Source organism: Dendronalium phyllosphericum CENA369 (assembly GCF_016056275.1).
GTDB lineage: Bacteria > Cyanobacteriota > Cyanobacteriia > Cyanobacteriales > Nostocaceae > Dendronalium > Dendronalium phyllosphericum.
The window spans coordinates 1-21,470 of sequence record NZ_JAECZA010000021.1 but is presented as its reverse complement, the minus strand read 5'-3'; the positions used below and the strand labels follow the sequence as shown (position 1 = coordinate 21,470).

Sequence of the window (21,470 nt, the reverse complement as noted above, 5' to 3'; positions counted from 1 at the left end):
TTAAATCAGCGAATATCAGACTTATTGCATAAATGGTAAACAAAAGTGTGATAAATAGTCAGTGATATGTAAACTGACTTTTGCAAGAAGTCTAGCGAACAATGAACGCATCTCCTCAACCAGCCTATGAATATCAGCTTGGAGGCAGTTTACCTATTAATGCACCAACCTATGTCAGAAGGCAGGCTGACTCTGACCTCTACGAGAATTTAAAAAAAGGAGAGTTCTGTTATGTACTCAACTCCCGACAAATGGGGAAATCTAGCTTGCGAGTACAGGTGATGCAGCAGTTGCTCTCAGAAGGAGTTGCTTGTGCTGCGATCGATATTACTGCTATTGGAACAGCAGACATTACATCAGAACAATGGTATGCCGGAGTAATTGATACTTTAGTGGGCAGTCTTAACCTTTACACCACCTTTGACTTGAATACTTGGTGGGAGGAAAACGGTTTACTATCTTCTGTGCAAAGGTTGAGCAAATTTATTGAAACTGTACTTTTAGTAGAAGTTACTGACAAAATTGTTATTTTTATTGATGAAATTGATAGTATTCTGAGTCTCCAATTTAACTTGGATGACTTTTTTGCAGTGATTCGGGACTGTTATAACCGTCGGGCAACTCAAAGCGACTACGCCCGACTTGTCTTTGCTTTGATAGGGGTGTCTACACCTTCAGACTTGATTGTTGATAAACGGCGAACGCCCTTTAATATTGGTTCTGCAATTGACTTGACAGGATTTCAACTGTCAGAGGCAAAACCTTTGGCACAAGGACTAGCAGCTATTGGCGATTGTGAAGAATTAATTGAGGTTGTATTGGACTGGACAGGGGGACAACCTTTTTTAACGCAGAAGGTTTGTAAATTGCTGTTGCAATATAGCAAAGATATAAAGAAAGAAGGATCCATTGTACAGTCGATAGAGCGTCTGGTGCGATCGCATATTATCGAAAATTGGGAAGTCCACGACGAACCAGAACATTTAAAAACAATCCGCGATCGCATTTTACATAGCGGCGAACAGCGTAGCGGCAGATTGTTAGGTTTGTGTCAGCAAATTTTGCAACAAAAAGAAGTAGTAGCCGATGATAGTCCCGAACAAGCTGAACTGCGGCTGACAGGATTGGTAGTAAAGCGCGATGGGAAGCTGCGAATTTATAATCGCCTTTACGCAGAGGTATTTAACCAGCAATGGTGTGACAAACAACTAACGAAATTACGCCCTTATGCCCAAGCACTGAATATATGGGTTCGTTCTAAGTGTCAGGATGAATCGCGCTTATTGCGAGGACAAGCATTACAAGATGCTCAAACTTGGTCAGTAGGTAAAAGTTTAAGCGATATAGATTATCAGTTTTTAGCTGCCAGTCAAGAATTAGAACAGCGCGAGATTCAGAAACGATTGGAGTTAAAAACACAAAAGCAAATAACTAGAATTGCGATCGCATCTTTAGTTTGCATCACAGGAATTGCCATCTTTGCAGCTGGTAAGTGGAGAGAAGCAGACTGGAATCAAATCCAGGCACTAACAACATCTTCAAACGCAAGATACATCAGCAATCGAAATACTTTTGATGCCTTAATTGATGCCCTAAAAGCAGCAAAGCAGCTAAAAAACTCTTTTTGGTTTAGTAACAACCGCGAACTGCAAACTCAAGTAATGGAAGTACTTAGCAATGCAGTTTACAGCGTTAGAGAGAGCGATCGCTTAGAAGGACATCAAGACCTTGTTTCACAAGTTAGTTTTAGTCCTGATGGTAAAAAAATTGCCACTGCTAGCTACGATCGAACCGTCCAACTCTGGAGTGTAGATGGAAAGAAACTCTTCAATTTACAAGGATTCACCAAGCCAGTTGTAGATGTGAGTTTCAGTTCCAACGGTAAAACAATTGCCACAGCTAGCCGAGACGGGACTGTAAAACTTTGGAATCGACAAGGTAAACTTCTTTTAACTTTCAGTCATAAAGGTGGTATTTGGAGTGTAAGTTTTAGCCCCAACGGGCAGATTATTGCAACTGCTGGGGCAGACAAGACAGCCAAGCTTTGGACACTAAATGGTCGTCTATTGACAACCTTAAAAGATCATATTGGACAAATCTATAGCGTCAGTTTTAGTCCCGATGGCCAGACAATTGCGACGGCTAGTCAAGACAAAACAGTAAAAATCTGGAATCTTCAAGGTAATTTGATTGCCACTTTCAAAGGACATCAAAAGGTAGTTTTGAGTGTGAGTTTTAGCCCTAACGGTCAAACTCTCGCCTCTGCTAGTAACGATAATACAGTTATACTTTGGGATGTGAACAAGAGAAATAAGCAATACCAGCTTATCGGACATACAGCCCCAGTCACCAATGTTATTTTCAGCCCTGAGGATCAAACTATTGCTACTGCTAGTCGTGATGGGACAGTAAAACTTTGGAGTAGCCAAAAACATTTATTATTAGCAACCCTAGCAGGACATAAAGGGCCAGTAAATAGTGTGAGTTTCAACTCTCAAGGAAATATTCTGGCATCTGCTAGTAATGACAAAACAGTAAAACTTTGGCGAATAAATGACTGGCTAATTACTGTCCCTGGACACAGCGAACCAATTCACAGTGTTGATATCAGCCCTAAAGGTAATGTAATTGCAACTGCTAGTGGTGACACAACAGTAAAACTGTGGAACTTACAGGGTCAAGAACTCAAAACGCTCAAAGGCCACTCTGGCAATGTTTATAGTGTCAGCTTCAGCCCAGATAGCAGCATAATTGCAACTGGCAGTAATGACAAAACTGTTAGGCGCTGGAACTTACAAGGACAAGAACTCAAACCTCCACTAATAAAGCATAGTGATGCTGTTAATAATGTCAGTTTCAGTCCGGATAGCAAAATAATAGGCTCTGCTAGTTCTGACGGAACTGTAAAACTTTGGACTCAAGACGGCAAATTCCTAAAGAATCTACAGACAGGTTCTACACGAATTTATAGTGTCATCTTTAGTGCTGATGGTAAGAAAATTGCCTCTGCTAGTCAGGATGGAACAATACAACTTTGGAACAGTAATGGTACTTCTTTGCATAGCTGGAAAGCTGATAATGCACCAGTTTATAACATTCGTTTCAGTCCAGATAGTCAAGTTATTGCTACTGCTAGTGAAGATAACACTGTGAAATTGTGGAATCTGAATGGTGTTCTGTTAAATACTTTGAAAGGTCATGTTGCTGGAATTTGGGGTTTGGATTTTAGTCCTAATGGTCGAATGATTGCTACTGCTAGTGATGATGGTACAGTAAAAATATGGAATTATAAAGGTGTATTGATTACTACTTTTACAGGACATCAAGATGTAGTTAATTCAGTCAAATTTAGCCCTGATAGTACAATGCTGGCTACTGTTAGTGCAGACAAGACACTGCTGTTATGGAATGTAGATAACTTAAATATGGATAAATTTATAGAGCGAGGATGCAATTGGTTAAGTGATTATTTAAAGAATAATCAGAATAGTCCTCATGATATTTGTGATTAGCTCCCAAAATAAGTACTACTCTAATCTATTTTTTGGTCAATTTGATAAGTAAAAATCTGAGGTTTAAATTATGGAAAGTAAAGATAGAAATCAACAAAGTAATAACGCTCGCAAAAAAGGACTAGGTTGGATACCGGACTATCCAGACCTACGCGATTATAATCTAGATAACCAGGATGCAATTAAGAGTAAACTTAGATTTAAAAGAGAAGAAAGAACTGGTAATTTTGACACAGCTATAGAAGAATTAATTAATATTGTTTCAGATTTAGTTAAACATGATAATTGCAAGCAAAATAGAATAGATAAAATTAAAAATAATATATTTGGTAATGTTCTATTTGCAAAAGTTAGAGTTCATAAGTTTCTGCGAGAAATTACCGAAGATAAAGATACAAATAATAAAGAAATATTTAATTATATTAAATATGAAAGTATCCTTTCAAAACAAATATTAGAACTCAGGAAGTACCTAGGTATTTTATTAATAGGAGGATATATTCAAGGTGAAAATAGTAGTTTTGAAGATTTTAGCGTTACAGACAACGTAGTAGAGTGGATGAATTGGATGGGACAAGAAAAGTACGATCTAAAAACTCAATCACTTGTAAAAGATTTCCAGCGTCGTTCCTGTATTATGGACGATGGGATAGTGGGACTTGAAACTTATACCACTTTTAATGAATATTTCTCTCAGCCTGATACATTGGAAAAACTTAAATATTATATAGAGCCAAAACAAAATTCAATACGTCCAAGAGCTTTATCTAAAATAAAATTTTTTTCTGTTAACTCTTTAATACCAAGCAAAGAATTTGAGAAACTCGTAAATGTTTTGATTTTGAAGTCACGTGAACAAATATCAAAAGAATTCTCAGACAAGAAGAATTTTCCGACCAGAATTGTTTTAGAAAAAATTTTTGAATATAGTTTTCTCAAAAAAATAGAGGTTGAAGAAACTTTATTTCAAAAAATACTTGATTTGACAGATAACTATGAAGATATTAGTACTATAGAAAATAATCTCCTAAGAATTTTAGATAGTGTAAATGAAAAAGATAGTAGCTTTTGTATTTCAAACAATAATATTATAGCAATCTTAATAAATTCATATGTAATCGATCCAATATTTTCAGTTGTAACTCGAATACTTTATCCTTTGGCAAAATGGAGAAATAAGACTTGGAAAGAAATTATCGAACACGGCTTTGAAGAATTTGAAAAAGTTGCTAATCAGGATGATTTTTCTAATAATCGAAATATTGAACCAGAATATTCAGAAACAGAATTAGTAAGAGATGCCATTCTTCAAGTTTTATCTCTTATTAAACAAGAAATTTATTCTATTGAATCAGAAAAACAAAAAGATAAAAATCATATATTAGTGTATTTTTTGCTAAAAAAATACCTCAATCGTTTTGAAAAGTATATTTCAAATGCAGAGACTGAGATTGCACAAGCAGTTGCTGAAAATAAAGAAGTTAAAAGCAATATTTTTGATAAACAAGAAGTTTTTGAAATTGAATTATTATTTAATTATCGTAATTCATCAAACAATAATGAACAGAAAAAAGCAGGATTATTTCCAACTTTAGATTTACACATTCCTATAGTTACTAATAACTATATCAATGAATTAACAATATCAAAGCAACCAAATCAACCAAATAAAAAGCTATTTTTTCTTCTCCCAGGTGTAATTGATTTGAGCTTTTGGTGTTCTCCTGTGAGAGATCAAGGTTCGCTGAATTCTTGTACTGCTTTTGCTGCGATCGCACTGTTAGAGTATTTTGAAAATAGAAATTTTGGTAAAACAACAGATGCTTCTCCTCTATTTCTTTATCAGACCGCACGCAACAAAATGAATGTTCAAGGGGATGTTGGAGTATCTATACGAGAAACGATGAAAGCACTAGCTTTATTTGGTGTTCCTCCGGAAGAATCTTGGCCGTATGACGAAGATAATGTCAACGAAGAACCACCTCCTTATTGCTATGCTTATGCACAAAATTACAAAACACTCAAATACTTTCTTTTAGATTATGCTGGCATTACTACAGAGAGCCTTTTGTTTCAGGTTAAGGCCGTTTTAGCTGCGGGTTTTCCTTGTATTTTTGGATTAACGCTTTATAGTTCTGTATACGAAGAGACTAATGTTAAAAAAGGTTATATTCCATATCCCGATCCTAACAAAGATAAAGTCGTTGGTGGACACACTGCTGTTGTAGTTGGGTATGATGATTACAAATTTATCCGATGTGCGGATCGCCAGCACTACTCAAAAGGTGCGTTCTTAGTTAGAAACTCTTGGGGATCTGAATGGGGAGAAAACGGTTATGGATGGCTTCCCTATGACTATGTTTTAGCCGGACTTACAGCTGCTTGGTGGTCATTGCTGAAGGCAGAGTGGTTTGATGAAAGTAACTTTGGACAGTCAGCCAGCGGTGGAGGAAACAATCAAGATCAGAAAGGCAACGGCTCAGGAGGAGAAAATCAAGATCAGTCAGACCAACTAAAGAAAAAACAATCAAGGTAAACAAGGAGGATAATCCTCATTTAATAACCAGAATCACGAGTGTTTGATTCTTGAATAGTGACTTGCGACTGTTGAGAATTAAACCTTGACGCGCCTCTAGCAATTTGCTGCTGGGAAAACATCTCCCGCAAAACTAGTGCAGGGTCTACATAATTGTTGGCATACTTCAATCCCCAGTGGAGGTGAGGTCCAGTAGTGCGTCCAGTCATTCCTACCCTACCAATTCTGAATCCCGTTGGTATTGTTTGTCCTTCCCAAATTTGAATTCCACCTGCACGGTCGATTAAATAACGATGACCTTGTGCGGTTTCGACGCTTCCTTGCATGTGGCAATATGTGTGTTCCCATTCTCCTGATTTAATTACTATATGAGTACCACAGGCATTGCGATCGCCAACTTTAATTACCGTACCAGCCCACCAATTGCGAATGTAACTACCTTGTGGAGCAGCAATGTCTAAACCACCGTGAAATTCCCACTTAGAACCGCCAGTTGCAGAATGACGATAACCAAAAGCAGACGTGTAACCTTGAAAGTTTTCTACAGGAAAAGAAGCTCCTAGCCAGCTGCTGTATGTCGTTACTTTCTTTTGCTGTACTTCTTTAGCTATCACAATTTTTGACTCAGTTAATAGAGTACCTAAACTTATAGTTACCCATCCTAATATCAACAGATTAATTCCATAGAATAGCGTTCTTTTTTGCCGCTTACTCATTATTTTATCCTCAAATCGTAAATATTTTAAATAACTATAAATTTATTAAAAATCTATACTCAAAATTTAAATTTATTGCTATAGAAATAGTGTAATATACACATTATTTTTACTTACATTGCACTATTCTTCTTCAAGATATTGCTATATTAGTGATGTAGCATACGACAGAATGCGCGCTCCTGTCAAACTTGTATTTGTAAGTTTTTAATTAACCAAAATAGATTAAAAAATAATAATTACATATTTGATTTGTTTTCAATCAACTAGTATATTTTTAATTAGCATGGTTACTTGTTAGCTAAATGTTAATATACAGTTAGTTGCTAGCAGTTACGGTTTAATAATTTTATACACAAACATTTTTAGTAATTATTACGTATATACTGAGTAGTGGAAATATATAAATTTTGACATGTAAATAGTTCTTGCAACTCATCAGTCAGCTAGAGCAATTTGACCGATAGAGAGTTGCCAAGCAATTGAAATACTGTTAATCTTTATGCTTAAAATTGCTGAAAAGGTCAGTTGGGCATTGATAAGAGGTTCAGTTGACCATTTGCAGGACTCACCCAAGCCATGCTGACTGAAATTTTGCCTTTTCGTTTTGAGTTAGACACGATCGCGATCGCCGGAGCGAGTTTGTGGTCTTTGGCGCTATATCTAGGTTTTTCCCCAGTCAGTGAATGGGTGATGGAGCAATTAAGCCGCTGGTTTAACTTTGCCGAGCGATCGCTCTACACTAGTCAGTCAGAGTTTGAAAAGACTCGTAAAGCTAGAGAATCCCAAAATGCCTTTTATGCATCACTGTTTAGCATCGTGCCTTTTTTAATTATTGGCGCTTTATGTAACTGGGGTGTAGAAATAAGTTTAGGTCGCGGTTGGGCAATCAGCATGGGCATACTTGCCTGTATGGGTTCCGGTATTTATGAACTAGGGCGACGCGATGGGCAATCTTCAGATTGATTGCTGACCTATTAGAAGTTCATCAAAATTGTTCGAGAACCTTTTTCAAGGGTGGCTTAATATTGTAAGAGCTTCCTTTATCTCGAACTATCACTTCAATAACTGCATAACCTAGATCGTGAAAAAATGCTTTAGAGGAGCCTATTTCGCCAAATGCACCCCTATTAAAAGAAATTTCGCCAGACCCAAGTATGTCGCTAACTCCGGGTTCTTGAAGTTTTAATCTTGCACCATCAGTAACACTAGGGACGTACTCTTCAGTTATGCCAACTCTCACTATATCTAATGATGATGCAAGAGAAGTATTGAGTTGGCGTTCTGATTCCGTGGCAATACTAACCTTCAATACTAATTTGCCAGAATCGTTTGGTTCAAAAATAGCACCTAAGCAACCATATAAAAACCTAGCTCCTAAAGGCACTAATATCTCAATCATTACTTCTGTTTTAGAGATTGAACCAACTTTTGCATTATCGAGTATGGTTTCTATCCTTTCATCTTCTACAGGATAAAAAACAGGTCGGTAATCTCCAGGAAAACATAATGGTTCATCCTGCCAAATACGAGCTTTTCCAGTTAAACCTAGATCGAGTGATTTCATATTTACTCAATTCCCCAAGCTTTTGTCCAATTTTTATTGAAATCTTCTGGATAAGCTTTAATTACTTCAGGATGATACAAGCTATATGGTGATACACCATAGTGTGCTATGGCCATAGGATGAGCTGTATACCAATCATAACCTTGTTCCATGAACTCAGCTTCTTTTAGTTCGTGAAAATAGAAACTAGCATCAGCTCCAGAAATTTTTTGTCCTGAATCTAAAGCTTGCTGAAGTCTTTCAATCATTTTTTGGTTAGGTAAAAAATTATCAAACTTACTTATGTGCTTTTTGATAATCTCCAGATTTTTACGCTCAACTCTATAAGTTTGATTGGTTAGAGTTCCAAAAAAATTTGGGTCGGGATTTACATACAAAAGAAGAACTCACTTTTACCTAACTGCATGTAAGTTTTTCAGTATAGGGATAAAAAATCAATATTCCTAATTCAAATTAAATTCTGCCCATTTCTTACTACTGCTCTTGCTTCCCCATTTCCTCGCAAACAATCTGTGCGATTTTCTGTGCTGCGCCACTTTCGCCACGAACGCTGTGCAGCTTGGTTCTGATCTCGTCCAATTTTTCTGGATTATCTAACAAGTCTAATACTATGTCCGCAACTTCTGGCGCTTGGAGTTTGCCTACAAGTTCTGGTACTATCTCCTCTTGTGCCCAGATATTTGGCCATGCTAATAAACCTTTACGTTTCAACACGAGCCAGTTGATCGCTTTAGCAAAGCTAGAACCTACTCCTGGTAAATTCGCTAGTAACCCTGGCAAACCATCCCAAGAACGCATAGCATCTAGTTGTTGCGTCGGGAGCAAAACAATCATCGGCACACCTAAAGCACCGAGTTCAGCAGTGTTTGCCCCTACTGTAGTCAGACAGATACGGCACTGGGATAATAAGTCATAGGCCGGCGTTTCTTGCCACAGTTCTATAATTAAGCCCTTCTGCGTTTTGAGTGTTGAATTATTGGTGCTTTCCTTTGAAACAATTAAAGAAGCACCATTAAAGCCAAAAGTTTGCACAAAAGGATTTTTCTGCGGATCTGCAAAACTAGCTAAAGTTTGTAAATCCAAAGTTGGGGCGACGGGAATCACAAACTTGGTTTGGGGTCTTTTAGCGTGGATATATTCAGCAATGGCTAACTCTAATGGTATTCCTTGGGTTAATTTTGCAGCTTTTGAACCCGGTAAAAGACCAATTAATTCAGTTGGGGCGACCGGCCGTTCGCTTGTACAAAAGTGAGAAGTTAGGAGTTGTTCTTGTGCTTCTAGCATCAAATCTCCCACAACGGTGAATTTGTGAGCGTGTTTTTGAGAGATGTTTTTAGCGACTTGTGCTTTCATCACGCCAAAGCGGTCAATCCAGTTATGCCAGCGGGCTTCCCATTCGGCGTAAACAACTGTGCGATATCCCAATTTTTTGCCAATGACTACGGGGAAAATTTGATCGCCACCGAGGAAAATTACTACACCACGACTTCTCCAATCCCAATTCTCAAAAGTCTTGCCCCAAAGCAAAAATTGCCAAAAATGCTCTGCTTCTTGAACTCTATCAACTTCTGGGTAAGAACGAGCGATCGCAGGTTCTTTACCAGTAGCATTGGGGCATGGCGATAACACTACGGAAATTCTCGCAACAGAACGGTCATCTCCTAGTTTTTGCCGTAGAGCTTTTACTACTGGACGCACCCAAGTTGTCACCTCTCCAGGCCCATTGGAGAGAACTAAAATATCAACTGCTTGTTTAGTCATTGGTCAGTTGTCAGTTGTCAGTGGTCAGTGGTGAATCAGCGCGGTCTTGGGGGTTTCCCCCATGAGCGACTGATGAATCCCGAAGGGGTCAGTTGTTATTCTCGCAAATTCTCTTCTTTAGTACCCAATACCTAATCACCAGTCACCACTCACTTAATATTAAGTATTTGTTACATAAATTGAATTAATTACTTTCATTAGTTGTCAATATTAGTTAATAAATATTTCTTTTTTTATATCGATTTGTGTCAGATAAGGAATAAAATTCCCTCTGGGTAAGGTTTTTCTGATAAAAAACTCATATTGCCTAAAGAGAAGAAGTAATCTGTCGCGGCGCAAACCGCTAAGAACTTCCAGTAGAGAACGCGCATCAAAGGAGCCTGTCTGCATGTTCACCCACGTCAAGTCCACCATTAGACATATTGCGCCAGATAATTTACGCGGACGTAATTTAATCAAGGTGGTCTATGTCGTGCTTGAGTCCCAGTACCAGAGTGCATTGTCACAAGCGGTTCGCACGATTAATTCTAACAATCCTAACTTGGCGATTGAAATCAGCGGTTACTTGATTGAAGAACTCCGAGATCCAGAGAACTATCAAGAGTTCAAACGGGATATGGAGAGTGCCAATATTTTTATCGCCTCACTTATTTTCATCGAAGACTTAGCTCAGAAGGTAGTTACAGCAGTCGAACCACACCGCGATCGCTTGGACGTTGCCGTAGTATTCCCATCAATGCCAGAGGTGATGCGCCTAAATAAAATGGGCAGCTTTTCCTTGGCACAGTTGGGACAGTCGAAGAGTGCGATCGCACAATTCATGCGGAAACGCAAGGAAAAATCCGGCGCGGGATTCCAAGATGGAATGCTAAAGCTGCTGCGAACGCTGCCACAAGTGCTGAAGTTCCTACCAATGGACAAGGCACAGGACGCACGAAATTTCATGCTGAGTTTTCAGTATTGGCTAGGGGGTTCTCCAGACAACTTGGAAAACTTCTTGCTGATGCTAGCTGATAAATATGTATTTAAAGGTCTAGAGAAACAAAATGTTGCATCTGTTGAATATCAAGCACCAGTAGTTTATCCAGATTTAGGGATTTGGCATCCTTTAGCTCCCAACATGTTTGAGGATGTTAGAGAATACCTCAACTGGTACACTACCCGCAAAGATATTTCCAAAAATCTGAAAGATCCCTTAGCTCCCTGTGTAGGCTTGGTATTGCAACGCACTCACCTAGTTACAGGTGATGATGCCCATTATGTGGCAATTGTGCAGGAGTTGGAAGCACTGGGGGCACGAGTACTGCCTGTATTTGCTGGCGGTTTGGACTTCTCCAAGCCTGTTGATGCATACTTTTACGAACCGACTTCTAAAATGCCGTTGGTGGATGCAGTGATATCGCTGACTGGTTTTGCTTTGGTAGGCGGGCCAGCCAGACAAGACCATCCCAAAGCAATTGAATCGCTCAAACGCTTAAATCGTCCTTACATGGTGGCATTGCCCTTAGTTTTCCAAACCACCGAAGAGTGGATGGATAGCGATTTAGGCTTGCATCCGATTCAAGTAGCTTTGCAAATAGCCATTCCAGAATTGGATGGGGCAATTGAGCCGATTATATTATCGGGTAGAGATGGGGCAACCGGGAAAGCGATCGCTCTCCAAGACAGAATCGAAGCAGTAGCACAACGAGCGTTAAAATGGGCTAACCTTCGTCGCAAACCCAAACTCAACAAAAAAGTTGCCATCACTGTTTTCAGCTTCCCACCAGATAAAGGCAACGTCGGCACAGCTGCTTACTTGGATGTATTCGGTTCCATCTACGAGGTGATGAAAGCCCTCAAAAACAACGGCTACGACGTACCAGAATTGCCAGAATCAGCCGAAGCATTGATGCAAGAAGTCATCCACGATGCCCAAGCGCAGTACAGCAGTCCCGAACTCAACATCGCCTACAAAATGTCAGTGCCAGAGTATGAAGCATTGACTCCCTATTCTCAACGCTTAGAGGAAAATTGGGGACCACCTCCCGGACACCTCAACAGCGACGGGCAAAATCTGCTGATTTACGGCAAACAATTCGGTAACGTCTTCATCGGCGTACAGCCTACCTTCGGTTACGAAGGCGACCCGATGCGGTTGTTGTTCTCTCGTTCTGCGAGTCCCCATCACGGTTTTGCAGCCTACTACACTTACCTAGAGCAAGTTTGGCAAGCTGACGCTGTGTTGCACTTTGGCACTCACGGTTCTTTAGAATTTATGCCCGGTAAGCAGATGGGCATGTCTGGCGAATGTTATCCAGATAACTTAATTGGCACAATTCCCAATCTGTATTATTACGCAGCCAATAACCCTAGCGAAGCGACAATTGCCAAGCGTCGGGGTTATGCCGAGACAATTTCTTACCTCACACCTCCTGCCGAAAATGCTGGTTTATACAAAGGTTTGAAGGAACTCAGTGAGTTAATCGCTTCTTACCAAACCTTAAAAGATACCGGACGCGGCGTTCCCATTGTTAACACCATCATGGATAAGTGCCGGATGGTGAACTTGGATAAAGATATTATCTTGCCGGAAACCGATGCCAAAGATATGACCGCAGAGGAGCGGGATAATATCGTCGGCAGCGTTTACCGCAAGTTGATGGAGATTGAGTCTCGGTTATTGCCTTGTGGGTTGCATATCATTGGGAAACCGCCGAGTGCAGAAGAAGCCGTGGCAACTCTGGTTAATATTGCCAGCTTAGACCGTCCAGAAGAAGAAATTCAAAGCTTGCCCAGAATTATCGCCAACAGCTTGGGACGCAACATTGACGAGATTTACCAAAATAGCGACAAAGGTCTTTTAGAAGATGTCCAGCTACTGCAAGACATCACCTTAGCAACCCGCGAAGCTGTTAGCGCCCTTGTCAAAGAACAAACCGACGCTGAAGGGCGGGTTTCTTTAGTTTCCCGGTTGAATTTCTTCAATATGGGTAAAAAAGAACCTTGGGTGGAAGCATTGCATAAAGCAGGTTATCCCAAGGTGGATGGTGCAGCCTTGAAACCCTTGTTTGAATACTTAGAATTCTGCTTGCAGCAAGTTTGTGCGGACAACGAACTCGGAGGATTACTCCAAGGTTTAGAAGGCGAGTACATTCTACCCGGCCCTGGCGGCGATCCCATCCGTAACCCGGATGTATTGCCCACAGGTAAGAATATCCATGCACTCGACCCCCAATCAATCCCGACCACAGCAGCAGTACAATCAGCCAAAATCGTTGTAGATCGGCTTTTAGCACGTAACAAAGCCGAAAATGGCGGTAAATGGCCCGAAACCATCGCCTGCGTTCTTTGGGGAACCGATAACATCAAAACTTATGGCGAATCCCTAGCGCAAATCATGTGGATGGTGGGTGTGCGTCCGGTTCCCGATACCTTGGGACGGGTGAACAAGTTGGAGTTAATACCTTTAGAAGAGTTGGGTCGTCCCAGAATTGACGTGGTGATTAACTGTTCTGGTGTATTCCGCGACTTGTTCATCAACCAGATGAATTTGCTAGACCAAGCAGTGAAAATGGCAGCCGAAGCGGATGAACCCTTGGAAATGAACTTTGTCCGCAAACATGCTTTGCAGCAAGCCGAAGAACTGGGGGTTAACCTGCGTCAAGCAGCGACTCGCGTTTTCTCCAACGCTTCTGGTTCCTACTCGTCAAATATCAACTTGGCAGTGGAAAACAGCACTTGGGAAAGCGAAGCCGAGTTACAGGAAATGTACCTAAAGCGGAAATCCTTCGCCTTCAACTCCGATAACCCTGGAATGATGGACGAGTCCCGGCAGATTTTTGAAAGCACTTTAAAAACTGCTGATGCAACTTTCCAAAATCTGGATTCTTCCGAGATTAGCTTAACGGACGTTTCCCACTACTTCGACTCAGATCCCACCAAACTTGTGGCAAGTCTGCGGGGTGATGGCAAAATACCAGCATCTTACATTGCAGATACCACCACAGCTAACGCCCAAGTGCGGACATTATCAGAAACCGTGCGCTTAGATGCCCGTACCAAATTATTAAATCCCAAATGGTATGAGGGGATGTTGTCTCACGGTTACGAAGGTGTACGCGAACTCTCCAAGCGGTTGGTAAATACAATGGGTTGGAGTGCGACAGCCGGCGCTGTGGATAACTGGATTTACGAGGATACTAACGAAACATTCATCAAAGATGAAGCAATGCGTCAGCGATTGATGAATCTCAATCCTCATTCTTTCCGCAAAGTTGTATCAACTTTGTTGGAAGTGAATGGTCGCGGTTATTGGGAGACTAGCGAAAGCAATTTAGACTTGCTGCGCGAGTTGTACCAAGAAGTTGAAGACCGAATTGAAGGGATAGAATAATCCCTAATCATAAATGTAGGGACGTTCAATAAAACGTCTCTACATCTTTGGCAAATTGTGTAAAATGCGGCTAAATGAAAATCAAATATATAATTATAGATATGTATGTCTGCTAAAGATGTCTTTCATGAAGTTGTCAAAACAGCTTTACAGAAAGATGGTTGGCGAATTACTAACGATCCACTCACAATTAGCGTGGGAGGAGTTAATCTTTCGATTGATTTAGGCGCAGAAAAGCTGATTGCAGCAGAACGTGAAAAACAAAAAATTGCAGTCGAAGTCAAAAGTTTTTTAGAGAAGTCGTCTGCTATTTCAGAGTTTCATACAGCATTAGGACAGTTTATTAATTATAGAGCCGCATTACGGCGGCGACAACCAGAACGTGTTTTGTATTTAGCAGTGCCTTTAACAATTTACAAAACATTTTTTCAACTTGATTTTCCTAAATATATGATAGCAGAAAATCAAGTTAAAATGCTTATATATGATGTAGAACAAGAGGTGATTTCCCAATGGATAGATTAACTCGATATCGCCAGCTTGTACAACAAATATTACATGATTATAGCGAGCAAAAACCAGCTTCTGAAAATATAGAAGTTGAAACGATTTTTGATAGAGAACGCGACCATTATCAAATAGTTCATGTAGGCTGGGAAGGTCAAGACTGGGTACATAGTTGTATCATCCATATTGACATTAAGGGTGGAAAAATTTGGCTTCAGTGGAATGGTACAGAAGATGATATTGCAGCTAATTTGGTAGCTGAGGGAGTTCTCAAGGAAGACATTGTGTTAGGCTTCCAGTCTCCTTTTATGAGGCAGTTTACAGAATATGCTGTTAGTTAGGAGATGTTTTGAAAATCTCCAAGCGCGACTTAATAAATATTAACCCCAACTCCTGTGTTAATATGATGGTAAAAAAGGTTTTAGTCTTTGCTGAAATGTATTGGTTTATAAATAATCAATAAAGTAAGAGGCACGATAATACCGTGTTTTCCTCATTTATAAGATTTTTCACGGGATATAGAAAAAAGACAGGTTCGTAGACTCGCAATCAAATTTCGTATAATCACGAATCTCAAATGTTCGTAATGAGATTAGCCTAAAGTTCATAGCAATCTATGTTTTGGGCAATAGCGATGAACCAAAAATTATCAATAGCACAAGCAAATCTTAAATTAGCACTTTGGAATTCAGAAGCAGAGTTGGTAAAAAGTAGTGAACTTTACATCCAACTTTAGGAACTGGGACTTCCAGAAGAAGTTGTCAGCCGATTGCACGAAATTCTTACTTACACAAAGAAAGTAGCAGGTAGAGCCTTTTCTGTAGGCAAGATTGTGCTTATTAAGATTATTGAATTTGTGAAAGCACATCCTTTTCTGGTTTTAAGTGCTGGTATCGGTGCTGTTGTTGGTGGTAGTATTGCAGGTCTATTAACCTCAATACCTTTTCTAGGACAGCTTCTAGCGCCAGTGGCAGCAATGTTGGGAATAACGATTACTACAATTGGTGCAATAGTTGGGCATAGACTTGATAAGCAATTCCAAGGTGTAGGTGAAGACCTTATGGAAATTGCTCAACACTTTTTTGCACTTCTTGCAGATGTTTTTGGCTGCGTGTTTCGTGACGTTACTAATAGTTAGTTTTATTCCCAAATCCTAAAGGCTCAAAATGTCAAACAATCAAAATCCGAATAAAGAACAACTTCTGAGAACAATTGAGCGGTTAGAGCGAAATCCAGATGATAAAGTTGGAATTCTTGCTGATGTTGGAATCACTGCATTAGGTGTTGCTGGTGCTGGTGCTGCTGCCGCATTCTTCGGAACAACGACAGCTTCAATACCAATCATTACAGCCCTAACAGGTATTGGTATGGTTGTAGCTGCTCCTGTGGGACTTGTAGCTGGTGCTGCTGTCGCTGGTGGAGCAGCAGTCTATGGCATATCTAGATTAATCAAAGATGGTGGCTTTAACGAAGGTAAACGTAATCAGCTTTTGCATGAATATCGAGAAAAGCTGAGAGAAGTTGAAGCAAAAGATAAGCGCTCTGAAGTTAAGGAGCATGACATTACAGACTTCTATGTGTTTTTAAAAGAGCCGCTTAAGCTAAATTTGCTTAGTGCCGAAGATGCTTATCAGTTGATTCAAGCTGTCGAGAATGGGCAGATTCCTCTTAGTGAAGCTTATAAACTTGTAGGACAGCTTTTCGACGATCAATCACTACAGGATGAAAAAATTATTACTATATGTCCAAATTGTTCTCAAAAGCTGCGTGTACCCAGCAATTTAGGCATATTGACCCTTACTTGCCCTAAATGCAAAAACAGTTGGCAGTGGAATCCGAGATAAGTATCCATTTATAAAAATATGAAGTGCGATCGCTCACTCTTCGACAATTGGCGCTCGCTTTATTTTTGAGGTTTTCTGCAAGGCGACCGCCTCTTCTTTGAACTTCCATAACAAGCGCTCGCTTTGTTTTTGAGGTTTTCTGCAAGGCGATCGCTATCTCGCTAGTATGATTGTAGGAAAAGCAAGCCACGAGCAAAAACTATGCAAAAGCATCTTAAACAACTGGTTGTATCCGACCCAAAGGTAATGATGGGGAAACCAGTGATTGTTGGAACACGCATCACCGTTGAGTTAATCTTAGAAAAGTTGGCTGCTGGTGAAACCCCAGAACAAATTTTAGAATCACATCCACGACTCACACGCGAAGCTATTCAAGCAGCTTTAGCATTTGCAGCTGAGGCTTTACGATATGATGTGATTTATCCTATTGTTGAGAACGCTTTTTGAAATTTCTAGCAGATGAGAATTTAGATTAGCAGATTGTTGAACGTTTGCGCCAAGATGGTCATTTAGTGTGGTACGTTGCTGAAATGCAACCAGGAATTTCAGATGATGTAGTGCTGGATTTGGCTAATCAAGAAGAAGCAATATTATTAACATCTGATAAAGATTTTGGGGAGTTAGTGTTCCGCTTACGACGTATTGCTTCAGGTGTTGTATTAATTCGATTAGCGGGGTTATCAATAATTAGCAAAGTAGAAATTATTGCCAATGCAATCAATCAACACAATGCTGAATTACTAGGAGCTTTTACTGTGATTACACCAACAGCAATTCGCATTCGTAGGCTTGAGAATTGAATGCTGAAAAAAGGCTATCTTCGTCATCATAGAATTAGCGATCGCTGAAAATCTATTCAGGCAGTAGTAAATGCGATCGCAGTAATATATGGAGAAAAACTCAGGGGATAGAATAGTCTGTAAGTTAGGGACTTTGACTGCCTTAATTTTTCTAGTTGCAATATCACTATGAATGCTTTAATCGTAAATCTGCAATCAGTAGTGGAACTGACAGATGAGCAGTTTTTCAAGCTATGTCAAGCAAACCGTGATTTAAGGTTTGAACGCACTGCTACGGGAGAATTAATTATTATGCCACCTACGGGGGGAGGAACGGGGAATCGTAATGCAGGAATAACTGCTCAACTTTGGGTTTGGAATGAACAAAGTAAACAAGGTATAGTTTTTGATTCCTCTACTTGTTTTAAATTGCCCAACGGTGCAGATCGTTCGCCTGATGCTGCTTGGATAAAGTTGGAACGATGGGATGCTTTAACTGAGGATGAAAAAGAAAAGTTTCCTCCCATTTCTCCGGATTTTGTAATTGAGTTACTTTCCCCAAGCGATAGTTTGAAAGCTGCACAAGACAAGATGAAAGAATATATAGATAATGGTGTAATTTTAGGTTTTTTAATTAATCGAAAATCTCGACAATTAGAAATTTATAGAAAAGGAAAGGAGGTTGAGGTTTTGGAATCTCCTGCTTCAGTATCAGGGGAAAATGTCCTAGTTGGGTTTGTTTTGAATGTTGAGACGATTTGGTAATCAATATTCATCAAAACTACGAGTTGTTAAAAGCTTTTACTGTCATCACACTAATAAATATTCGGATTCGGATAAATTCATGTATAAGGCTATTGTTTTATCTTTCACAATGGATAAAGTTGAGCTAAGAAAGAGCGATCGCAGCACTCTTAAGATACAAGCGATCGCTTTTGTTTCTTCTCAAAGAAATAGTAAAATTTGTATCCAAATGAGCTACTAATTACAATAAGATAGACTACTTAATCCAGGAGTATTTACTAAATCAGTATTCACTATCCAACCATTACCAGATAACTCACCAGGAAAACTTCTAGAAAGGTCAATTTCTACCCAGATGTAATTTTCAGATTTGTATGACTTAACTACATTACCTGTAGTTAAATTTGCATATACTATTGTATTTGGATAAAGTGTTATGATGTACGTTCCTTTTGTACTTGGTTGGCGACGGATAATAATTTCAGGTTGTACGATTTGCCGACATGTATTGCCTATCGTCGGTTTATTCCACGGTTTTTCATCACTGCTATTCGTTTCACAAAACTTTAGCACAGCAGTCTGAATAAATCCCGAAGTAGGAGATTGAATTCTCACAAATTTGTCTCCACTAGCTGGTATATATGCTAAAGAGACCTTTGTCTTTGCAGATAAGATTCTGATAGCGTTGGATGATGTTGAGGGTTCTTTAAAAATTGGAGTGTCTACTTTAGTCGCACGACAACTCGGCTGTGAAGACTTGGAAGGAGTCTCCGTTATTTGAGCAAATACAGGTACACTCACGAACGTCGCAATCTCTATTAAAGTAAAAATATACAATAACTTATGCAATTTCACGTTTTCTCCTCAATATCAATTAATCTCTGCAAGAACGCACGTTAGATTCGGAGTGTAAAAACTCTGACATGAAAAAATTTTACAACTATTAAGTAGTATTTTATTTTTACTCCACAAAACTCATGCGGTTATGTCCTCAAGAACTGTCGATGATGAAATGGCACTTACTACAATAAAAGCTATTTTTTGGCTCATAAGTGCATAAAATCGATAGAATATGGTCTTAGCAATTAACATCAAATATAATTAGCTGTTTTTCGGAAAAATCTGGTATATAGGTGCAAACTTTAGCTAAATTTTCCGAAATACTTCTGACTGGATAGGCAATATAAAATATTGTGTAATTAAATTTTCCGGAAGTATTTATTTACGCTAACCTTGACTCAATATCTGTATCATTTGTCAACATCCTATGAATGAAGATGTAATGTTCCCTCGCATTTTTGGTTCTATATTTACTGGTATTGGCAGCATATTTGCTGTCATAGGCATAATCTTTGGACTGAATACTCATTCCTTTGTTGCCACAGCAATATCAGCACAAGGCACAATAATCGATTTAGTGCTGCGTTCGTCAACTGATAGTGAAGGTTACTCCTCTTCTGTCTATCATCCAGTGGTGAAATTTACAGACCGTTCTGGCGAACCTACGGTATTTGAAGCAAACGCAGGTAGCAACCCACCAGCATTTAGTAAAGGTCAGCAAGTAGAAGTATTATACAATCCGCAAAAGCCCAATTCTGCTATGATTAACTCTCGGTTTGAACTTTGGTTGCTTCCAATTATCTTTACCAGTTTAGGTTTAACTTTTACGTTAATTGGAGGAATTGTATTAATCAAATCCTTTCCTAGTTTGAGGAGTTTTAAGTAAAAGAATATGAGAAAGATTTACCACTGATTACGCATTAAGAAGCTATCAGATTAGTCAAGCAAAATAGTAGATTGGGTTGAGCAACAGTTAAATTGCTAGCTGACATCAAGTGCAGACACTTTGCATCTAAGCTTAAATAGAGTTAGCGATCGCAACTATTTAACCTGTCGATCGTGGTTATAAGTTGCTACCATTTATTTTGTGAAATTTAACAGGTATGTTACGTCAATTTTCCAGCCGCGATGAATTAATAGCTTATATTAGCGAACAGTTTCCAACAGCAGCACAAAGAGGCGATCGCATCAGTGATACAGTAGGGGGACGTAAAGCAGCGCAAGAAGCACTGCAAAAAGTAGACCCAGCAGCCTACGCAAAAACACGTAACTTTTTAACAGGAGCCGTAACCCAACTTTCGCCTTACATTCGTTATGGGGTTTTGAGCTTGCGAGAAATTCGGGATTATGCACTTGAAAAAGTACAGCATCCAGATGAAGTCACTAAACTGATTAATGAGTTAGCCTGGCGTGACTATTGGCAGCGTTTATACATTAAGTTAGGCAATGGTATCTGGCAAGACCAAGAAGAATACAAAACGGGTTACACCCAAAAAGACTACACAGCAGATTTTCCAGAAGATATTAAACAAAGTACAACAGGTCGAGTTTGCATCGACAGTTTTAGCCGCAACTTACAAGAAACTGGTTACTTACACAACCATGTCCGCATGTGGCTAGCCGCTTACATTGTGCATTGGCGACGCATTCGTTGGCAAACTGGAGCCAAATGGTTTCTCGAACATCTGCTAGATGGCGATCCTGCTAGCAATAATATGTCATGGCAGTGGATTGCCAGCACCTTTAGCCATAAACCCTACTTTTTCAACCGTGAAAACTTAGAACGCTACACCGAAGGCGTTTATTGCCAGAAATGTCCTCTTTACGGTCATTGTGACTTTGAAGGTAGTTATGAAGAATTGGAACAAAAACTTTTTCCCAACGGCGAATTTACTAAACAAGCCAATAGTCAAAGTTGGCAACGCGGGAAGAGAAGGAAGGAAAGCAGGGGGAGATAAATCAATTAAAAATTAAAAATATAAAATTAAAAATTGAATTACTCATTTTTACAGCGTTTTCCAGGTAAATGAAGTACACAAGTAGGGGCGCTGTTACATTCGCCCTTACAATTATTTGTACCTCACCACTTGAAATCTGCTGTAACCCTCTTCTGTCACTCTCCGTGAGGGCGATTGCTAGAAGTCTCACGAGGCAATCAATACAACCTATACTATTAGAAAAAAATTGCTCTTGAATTTGTTATTAGAAAATAATCGCGCGATCGCTTGCTGTACAAAAGCTCTAGAATTCAGAAATGGCAAATGTTTTCGGAGACTGACAGAAGAGGGG

At 39.5% G+C, this 21,470-nt stretch carries 19 protein-coding genes; 14 read left to right on the top strand and 5 right to left on the bottom strand.

Going from position 1 to position 21,470, the window contains the following annotated elements; all coding sequences use genetic code 11:
• Window positions 1-101: 101 nt before the first annotated feature.
• Together I8752_RS07945 and I8752_RS07940 are read left to right on the top strand one after the other, a co-directional pair.
• Window positions 102-3,512 (top strand): WD40 domain-containing protein, encoded by a 3,411-nt coding sequence (locus tag I8752_RS07945; RefSeq protein WP_214431772.1) that lies wholly within the window; start codon window positions 102-104, stop codon window positions 3,510-3,512.
• A gap of 70 nt (window positions 3,513-3,582) precedes the next feature.
• Window positions 3,583-6,048 (top strand): C1 family peptidase, encoded by a 2,466-nt coding sequence (locus I8752_RS07940; protein ID WP_214431771.1) that lies wholly within the window; start codon window positions 3,583-3,585, stop codon window positions 6,046-6,048.
• A 20-nt stretch (window positions 6,049-6,068) separates the two neighbouring features.
• On the opposite strand, the gene I8752_RS07935 is transcribed toward I8752_RS07940, so the two are convergent.
• Window positions 6,069-6,764: a M23 family metallopeptidase gene (locus I8752_RS07935; RefSeq protein ID WP_214431770.1), complete on the bottom strand. Its 696-nt coding sequence runs from the start codon at window positions 6,762-6,764 to the stop codon at window positions 6,069-6,071.
• 579 nt (window positions 6,765-7,343) lie between these two features.
• On the opposite strand from I8752_RS07935, the gene I8752_RS07930 reads away from it, so the two are divergent.
• On the top strand, window positions 7,344-7,730 hold the full coding sequence (locus I8752_RS07930) for a hypothetical protein (RefSeq protein ID WP_214431769.1): 387 nt from the start codon (window positions 7,344-7,346) through the stop codon (window positions 7,728-7,730).
• A 22-nt stretch (window positions 7,731-7,752) separates the two neighbouring features.
• Here I8752_RS07930 and I8752_RS07925 read toward each other — a convergent pair whose 3' ends face one another.
• The 3 genes from I8752_RS07925 to I8752_RS07915 form a co-directional block, all read right to left on the bottom strand.
• Window positions 7,753-8,331, bottom strand: coding sequence for a hypothetical protein (locus I8752_RS07925; RefSeq protein ID WP_214431768.1), 579 nt, complete (start codon window positions 8,329-8,331; stop codon window positions 7,753-7,755).
• 2 nt (window positions 8,332-8,333) lie between these two features.
• Entirely contained in the window at window positions 8,334-8,708 is a 375-nt protein-coding gene (locus I8752_RS07920) for a hypothetical protein (protein WP_225895510.1), read from the bottom strand.
• A 97-nt stretch (window positions 8,709-8,805) separates the two neighbouring features.
• Complete coding sequence (locus tag I8752_RS07915) at window positions 8,806-10,092, bottom strand: glycosyltransferase family protein (protein ID WP_214431767.1); 1,287 nt, start codon at window positions 10,090-10,092, stop codon at window positions 8,806-8,808.
• Between the two features lie 388 nt (window positions 10,093-10,480).
• Here I8752_RS07915 and I8752_RS07910 point away from each other — a divergent pair, with 388 nt between their 5' ends.
• The 9 genes from I8752_RS07910 (at window position 10,481) to I8752_RS07870 (ending at window position 18,582) form a co-directional block, all read left to right on the top strand.
• On the top strand, window positions 10,481-14,467 hold the full coding sequence (locus I8752_RS07910) for a magnesium chelatase subunit H (RefSeq protein ID WP_214431766.1): 3,987 nt from the start codon (window positions 10,481-10,483) through the stop codon (window positions 14,465-14,467).
• 105 nt (window positions 14,468-14,572) lie between these two features.
• On the top strand, window positions 14,573-14,992 hold the full coding sequence (locus tag I8752_RS07905; RefSeq protein WP_214431765.1) for a XisH family protein: 420 nt from the start codon (window positions 14,573-14,575) through the stop codon (window positions 14,990-14,992).
• Window positions 14,980-15,315, top strand: a complete 336-nt coding sequence (locus I8752_RS07900; RefSeq protein WP_214431764.1) for a XisI protein — start codon at window positions 14,980-14,982, stop codon at window positions 15,313-15,315. The genes I8752_RS07905 and I8752_RS07900 overlap by 13 nt, the downstream gene beginning before the upstream one ends.
• 428 nt (window positions 15,316-15,743) lie before the next feature.
• Window positions 15,744-16,112 (top strand): hypothetical protein, encoded by a 369-nt coding sequence (locus tag I8752_RS07895; RefSeq protein WP_225895509.1) that lies wholly within the window; start codon window positions 15,744-15,746, stop codon window positions 16,110-16,112.
• Between the two features lie 28 nt (window positions 16,113-16,140).
• A complete protein-coding gene (locus tag I8752_RS07890; protein ID WP_214431762.1) occupies window positions 16,141-16,818 on the top strand; it encodes a zinc-ribbon domain-containing protein in 678 nt (225 codons plus the stop codon).
• Between the two features lie 201 nt (window positions 16,819-17,019).
• Complete coding sequence (locus I8752_RS07885; RefSeq protein ID WP_214431761.1) at window positions 17,020-17,265, top strand: DUF433 domain-containing protein; 246 nt, start codon at window positions 17,020-17,022, stop codon at window positions 17,263-17,265.
• Between the two features lie 32 nt (window positions 17,266-17,297).
• On the top strand, window positions 17,298-17,618 hold the full coding sequence (locus tag I8752_RS07880) for a DUF5615 family PIN-like protein (RefSeq protein WP_404827082.1): 321 nt from the start codon (window positions 17,298-17,300) through the stop codon (window positions 17,616-17,618).
• A 168-nt stretch (window positions 17,619-17,786) separates the two neighbouring features.
• Window positions 17,787-18,362 carry a Uma2 family endonuclease gene (locus I8752_RS07875; RefSeq protein WP_214431759.1) on the top strand — a complete coding sequence of 192 codons (576 nt, stop codon included), beginning with the start codon at window positions 17,787-17,789 and terminating at the stop codon, window positions 18,360-18,362.
• Window positions 18,363-18,441: 79 nt separating this feature from the next.
• Window positions 18,442-18,582 carry a hypothetical protein gene (locus I8752_RS07870; RefSeq protein ID WP_214431758.1) on the top strand — a complete coding sequence of 47 codons (141 nt, stop codon included), beginning with the start codon at window positions 18,442-18,444 and terminating at the stop codon, window positions 18,580-18,582.
• Here the strand turns inward: I8752_RS07870 and I8752_RS07865 are convergent.
• Entirely contained in the window at window positions 18,579-18,956 is a 378-nt protein-coding gene (locus I8752_RS07865) for a hypothetical protein (RefSeq protein WP_214431757.1), read from the bottom strand. The two genes, I8752_RS07870 and I8752_RS07865, sit on opposite strands and share 4 nt — an antisense overlap.
• Before the next feature lie 652 nt (window positions 18,957-19,608).
• On the opposite strand from I8752_RS07865, the gene I8752_RS07860 reads away from it, so the two are divergent.
• Window positions 19,609-20,067 (top strand): DUF3592 domain-containing protein, encoded by a 459-nt coding sequence (locus tag I8752_RS07860; RefSeq protein ID WP_214431756.1) that lies wholly within the window; start codon window positions 19,609-19,611, stop codon window positions 20,065-20,067.
• A 217-nt stretch (window positions 20,068-20,284) separates the two neighbouring features.
• A complete protein-coding gene (locus I8752_RS07855; protein ID WP_214431755.1) occupies window positions 20,285-21,139 on the top strand; it encodes an FAD-binding domain-containing protein in 855 nt (284 codons plus the stop codon).
• Window positions 21,140-21,470 lie beyond the last annotated feature (331 nt).